Annotated in this window: 3 protein-coding genes; 2 read left to right on the top strand and 1 reads right to left on the bottom strand. The window is 46.3% G+C overall.

The window, feature by feature from the left end:
- Positions 1–81: 81 nt before the first annotated feature.
- A complete protein-coding gene (locus AC805_RS00695) occupies positions 82–666 on the bottom strand; it encodes a MarR family winged helix-turn-helix transcriptional regulator (protein ID WP_082429363.1) in 585 nt (194 codons plus the stop codon).
- 125 nt (positions 667–791) lie between these two features.
- On the opposite strand from AC805_RS00695, the gene AC805_RS00690 reads away from it, so the two are divergent.
- Positions 792–2,123 carry an efflux RND transporter periplasmic adaptor subunit gene (locus AC805_RS00690; protein WP_055073628.1) on the top strand — a complete coding sequence of 444 codons (1,332 nt, stop codon included), beginning with the start codon at positions 792–794 and terminating at the stop codon, positions 2,121–2,123.
- A gap of 84 nt (positions 2,124–2,207) precedes the next feature.
- Positions 2,208–5,543 (top strand): efflux RND transporter permease subunit, encoded by a 3,336-nt coding sequence (locus tag AC805_RS00685; RefSeq protein ID WP_055073627.1) that lies wholly within the window; start codon positions 2,208–2,210, stop codon positions 5,541–5,543.
- Positions 5,544–5,762: the final 219 nt, after the last annotated feature.

Raw genomic sequence — 5,762 nt, 5'->3', positions numbered from 1 at the left:
ACTCTTCTGGGTTTTATGTCTTAACTTATTTGGCTATAGCTATACCTGCATTCTGTAAGAGGAAATCGAAATATCAAGGAGTTAGCGTGACGATAGGTGACCTGTTGGGTTGACTAATCGGGGATCTAGACCACAATCCATAAATATTTGATGTAGTTCTACCAGTCCATTGATTAATTGAAGGATTTGCTCTAGGGTGAGCTGCTCTAACTTGTCAGCAAGGCGATCGCCAGTTTCATGAAGGACTTGGTGCAGATGTTCCTCCCCTGCGGCTGTGAGATTGAGAATCACCTGTCTTTTTAAATTAGGATCGACGGTGCGAGTTACCAATTCTTTTTGGACGAGACGCTCGATCATGGTGGAAGTAGAAGCGCTACTGATGCCCAAATAGTCGGCTAATTCTGCTAGGGATACACCCGCATTAGTTTTTAAAAAATCAAGAGAACGTAGCTGGGGAATGGTGAGACAAGTTGATTTTTGTTGGCGCACTTCCGCATGAATACATCGCATTACCGCAGGGACTACATCTAGAATTCGATTGGCACAAATATGGTGAGAGATCCGCGATGAAGCTATGGATGAACTGATAGATGAATTCATCTCTGAGTTCATCGATGAACCTATAGATGAACTGATAGATGAATTGGCAGTAGGTGATGTATCCATCTTGACTAGGTAGATATATTAATGTAGTACTACTAATAGTTAGTTAAATTAACAATCAGCATATAACAAACTCATTCCAACTCATTCCAAATTATTCCAAAGTAGTTGCAATTTGCCTGACAACCATGAGACATCCTTTTCTATCTGTATCGCTCCTGATTATGGTTGCCGCAGCAACCCCCAGCTTATTGACGGCTTGCGGATCGTCTCAGGCGGAGTCAGGCAAAGAACGCCGTCCTGCCGTGCCCGTATCCGTAGTGCCTGTAGTTCAAAAAACGCTACCCGTCCAAATTCGCAGTACTGGCGTGGCCGAAGCCTATGCCACCGTATCGGTAAAATCTCGCATTGGCGGACAGTTAATCGAAGTCGCATTTAAGGACGGACAGGATGTCAAGCAAGGGGATTTGCTATTTCGGATCGATCCGCGTCCTTTAGAGGCGCAATTACAACAGGCGATCGCCAATCAATCTCGCAACCAAGCGCAGCTACAACAGGCGATCGCCAATCAAGTTAAAGCCGAAACAACCATTACCCAAGCCAAGGCAAATCGTGATCGCGACTCGGCACAGTTGCAGTTTGCTGATTTTCAACGTAAAAGTTACGACCGACTCTATCAAGAAGGCGCAATCAGTCGCACCCAAGCCGAACAGTTTCGCACTAATGCCAGCGTATCTCAAGCCAACGTAAATGCTTCGGGTAGTGCGATCGACACGACGATCGCTTCAGCAGAATCGACCAGAGCCGATATTGAATCGGCGAAGGCAAACTTAGCAGCGGGAGAAGCAGCGATTGAAAATGCTAGAGTCCAACTTTCCTACACTGATATTTACTCACCGATCGATGGACGAGTTAGTAGTGTCAAGTCGAATCAGGGGAATTTGATTAAAGCTGACGCAGATGCTCCATTAGTGACGATCAGTCAGATTCGCCCGATTTATGTGACTTTCACAATTCCAGAGCGATCGCTAGCACAGGTAAAGCAATACCAAAAACTCGGCAAGCTCAAGGTGGATGTATTGCTGCCCAACGATAAGCGCCCAGTTCAAGGTGAACTGACCTTTATTGATAGCTTAGTCGATGCAACCACGGGAACCGTAACACTCAAGGCAACCTTCAATAACAAAGACGATCGCCTCACTCCCGGTCAGCGAGTAGATGTAGTTTTAAATCTGACCGAGCAAGTTAATGCACTCTCAGTTCCCACCCAAGCCGTCCAAACGGGACAGAAAGGTCAGTTTGTCTATGTCCTCAAATCAGATAGCACGGTGGAAATCCGTCCCGTGAAAGTAAGTAATACCGTGGGCAGTGAGGTGTCGATTTCTGAAGGATTGCAAGCTGGCGAAAAAGTAGTAACCGATGGTCAGTTTGCCCTATCGCCCAACGCCAAGGTCGAGGTAAAGGAAGCGCAAAATCAGGGTGATGAAAAGAAAGATAAAGAAGACAAAAGCAAAAAGTAAGCCACCAATTACCAATCACCCATTACCCATTACCAATTACCAATCACCAATTAATAATCATCCATCCCCAATCCCCCATTATCAATGAATATCCAGACCTTTATCCTACGCCCAGTCATGACTACCTTGGTCATGCTAGCGATTCTATTATTTGGGGCGATTAGCTATCAACTACTACCAGTTAGCGATCTGCCTACGGTGGATTTCCCTACGATTAGCGTAACGGCTGCCCTGCCAGGGGCTAGCCCCGAAACGATGGCTTCTTCGGTGGCGACTCCTCTAGAGCAGCAATTCTCCTCGATCGCAGGATTGGATTCGATGACCTCTAGTAGCGCGATCGGCAGCACTCAGATTACCTTGCAATTTAGCCTCAATCGCCAAATCGATGGTGCAGCAGCGGACGTACAAGCGGCGATTACTAAGGCTGCTAAGCAGTTACCGCCTACCTTGCCGAGTCCCCCGCAGTATAGCAAGGTCAATCCTGCCGATCTACCCATTCTCTACATTGCCCTGACATCAGAAGTGATGCAATTGTCAGAGGTAGATAAATATGCGGAGAATCTTCTCGCTCAGAGATTGTCAACGGTCGATGGGGTTGCTCTCGTATCTGTCTTGGGCGCTCAAAAGTATGCTGTACGAATCGATCTCGATCCGCAAGCCTTAAAAGCTAAAGGGATTGGTATTGATGAAGTAACTACAGCGATCGCTCAGGGGAATTCCAAGCAAGCCACGGGCAGCATCAATGGTATAGATCGGACACTTACCATTGGCACTAATGCAAGTTTAAACAATGCGAAAGCTTATAGCTCTTTAATTGCTGCCTATCGCAATGGCGCACCCGTGCGGTTGAATGAAATTGCCCAAGTGCGCGACAGCGTCGAAAACGATAAGCTCGCAGCTTGGTATAACGGTACGAGAGGGATCATCCTGACCATCCAACGCCAACCAGGAACCAATACGGTTGCGATCGTTGATACGCTCAAAAAACTGCTCCCTACCTTCCGCGAACAAATTCCTGCGGCGATTGATATTGAAATTTTGTACGATCGCTCGCAATCGGTACGCGCTTCCGTCGAAGATGTGCAGTTCAGTTTGCTGTTAGCGATCGCTCTAGTGGTGATGGTGATCTTCTTATTTCTCCGTAACTTCTCAGCTACGTTGATTCCCAGTATCGCCCTACCGATCTCTTTAGTGGCGACCTTTGCTGTCATGTATAAACTGGGCTATTCCCTCGACAATCTATCTTTAATGGCGCTTACTTTATCGGTAGGTTTCGTTGTCGATGATGCAGTGGTCGTACTGGAAAATATCGTGCGTCACCTAGAAATGGGGAAATCTGGATTTCAGGCAGCGATCGATGGGTCAAGGGAAATTGGCTTTACCGTTCTTTCCATGACGATTTCCTTGGTTGCCGTATTCATTCCCATCCTATTTATGGGGGGGATTATCGGTCGTCTGTTTCAGGAGTTTGCCGTTACGATTAGCGTTGCCATCCTCTCTTCGGGATTTGTCTCGCTGACTCTGACCCCCATGCTTTGCAGTCGATTTCTCAAACATACGACACACAGTGGTAAGCCCATTACAGCAAATATCGCCGAAAGCGATCGCGTTGATGACCATATCTCAACTGGAATCTCAAACGAACATAATCACGATATTAGTAACGGGCATCATAACGGGCATCATAACGAGAATTATAACGGGCATAGCGATCGTAACGAGCCTAATCAGGAATATGGTCAAGATGAATATAATCACAATGAGCTTATTCACGATTCCCCAAGCCTAGAGCATTTGGAAAATCAAGGCGACTTCTTTCAACGCTTTTATGCTTGGAGCTTGCGCTATTCCCTCAAATACCATCGGATCACGATGGCTATTTCGGCGACGATTTTGGTGGCGACGATTATACTTTTTGGGCTAGTTCCCAAAGGATTTATTCCCAATGATGATACTGGGCAGATCCTAGGAACTACAGAGGCAATCCAAGGGATTTCTTTTGATGAAATGGTCAAACATCAATCCAAACTTGCCGAGATTGTCAGCCAAGATCCTGATATTGAGGCAGTTTACTCCGCCGTAGGTGCGGGTGGTACTATTTCACTTCCGAATAATGGGCGCTTGTTTATGCGCTTAAAAGAACGCAGTAAGCGATCGCGGAATGTCGAACAAATCATTCAAGATCTGCGTCCCAAGTTATCTAAAACCCCTGGTATTCGCGTCTTCTTACAAAACCCGCCAGCGATTCGACTGGGGGCACAAATATCCAAAGCACTATATCAATATACGGTGTCTGACACTGACTTAGAAGGACTCTATCGCACCGCACCTGAACTAGAAGCGAAGATGCGTCAATTGGATAGCTTGCAAGACGTTACTAGCGACTTACAGATTAAAAATCCTCAAGTCAATATCGATATCGATCGCGATCGCGCCTCCGCCCTCGGTATCACCGCAACGCAGATCGAATCCGCTCTTTCCTACGCCTATTCCACGGCGAAAGTCTCAACCATTTATGGTACAGACAATCAATATTCTGTAATTGTGGGCTTGGCTCCAGAATATCAATCGGACTTGAAATCCCTAGAACTATTATCGGTGCGATCTAGTAGCGGGCAGCTAGTCCCACTGAGTACTATTGCTTCCTTCAAGCAAACCGTGAGTGCGCTTTCGGTTAACCACGCATCGCAATTACCTGCGGTCACAATTTCCTTTAACCTCAAACCTGGGATATCTCTCAGCGATGTGGTTGGCAAAATCGAGCAACTCGCTAAAGAAATTCTCCCTGCTACCTCGACAGGGAAATTCCAAGGAACGGCTCAAGCTTTCCAAGACTCCCAAAAAGGTCTAGGACTGTTACTTTTAGCTGCCATCTTGGTAATTTATATCGTTCTTGGAATTCTTTACGAAAGCTTTATCCATCCCATTACCATTCTCACGAGTCTCCCATCGGCGGGATTCGGCGCATTGCTTACCTTACTTATTTTTCGGAGCGAACTAAACGTTTATGCCTTTGTCGGCATCATTCTCTTAGTCGGGATTGTGAAGAAGAACGGAATTATGATGGTGGACTTTGCGATCGGCGCTCGTAAGTCAGGTAGCACCGCCTATGATGCCATTTATGAAGCCTGTTTAGTTCGCTTCCGTCCGATCATGATGACCACGATGGCAGCCCTGATGGGAACTTTACCGATCGCTCTTGGTTTAGGCGCAGGTGCTGAATCTCGCCGTGCCTTGGGATTAGCGGTAGTTGGCGGCTTGGTGTTTTCGCAAATGTTAACGCTTTACATTACCCCAGTTTTCTATGTCTATATGGAGGCAATGCAAGAACGTTGGAAAAATCGCAACCATAAACCTTCAAAACCCTCCCAGAAATCTAAGCCCAAGCCTCCTCTGAAAGTCTTACCACCCACTGTTTAAACTGGTATAAACCTCAAAAGAGGGTTGCCTCGCAGAGCGAGGCAACCCTCTTTTGGGTTTTAATTTTGTCTTAACAACACTAACGGCATCTATATCATCTATATATAGCTACAGTCACTTGAATTAGGACAAATCAAAACCCAAGAATTAATTGGCGGCGCTTCGCGCCGCCAATTAATTCTTGGGTTTTATGTCCTAGTACACTTGGCGACAGCTATA

The sequence above is a fragment of the Pseudanabaena sp. 'Roaring Creek' genome, from assembly GCF_001402795.1.
GTDB lineage: Bacteria > Cyanobacteriota > Cyanobacteriia > Pseudanabaenales > Pseudanabaenaceae > Pseudanabaena.
Note: the sequence above shows the minus strand (reverse complement) of the source record. Positions and strands in the feature narration are given on the sequence as shown.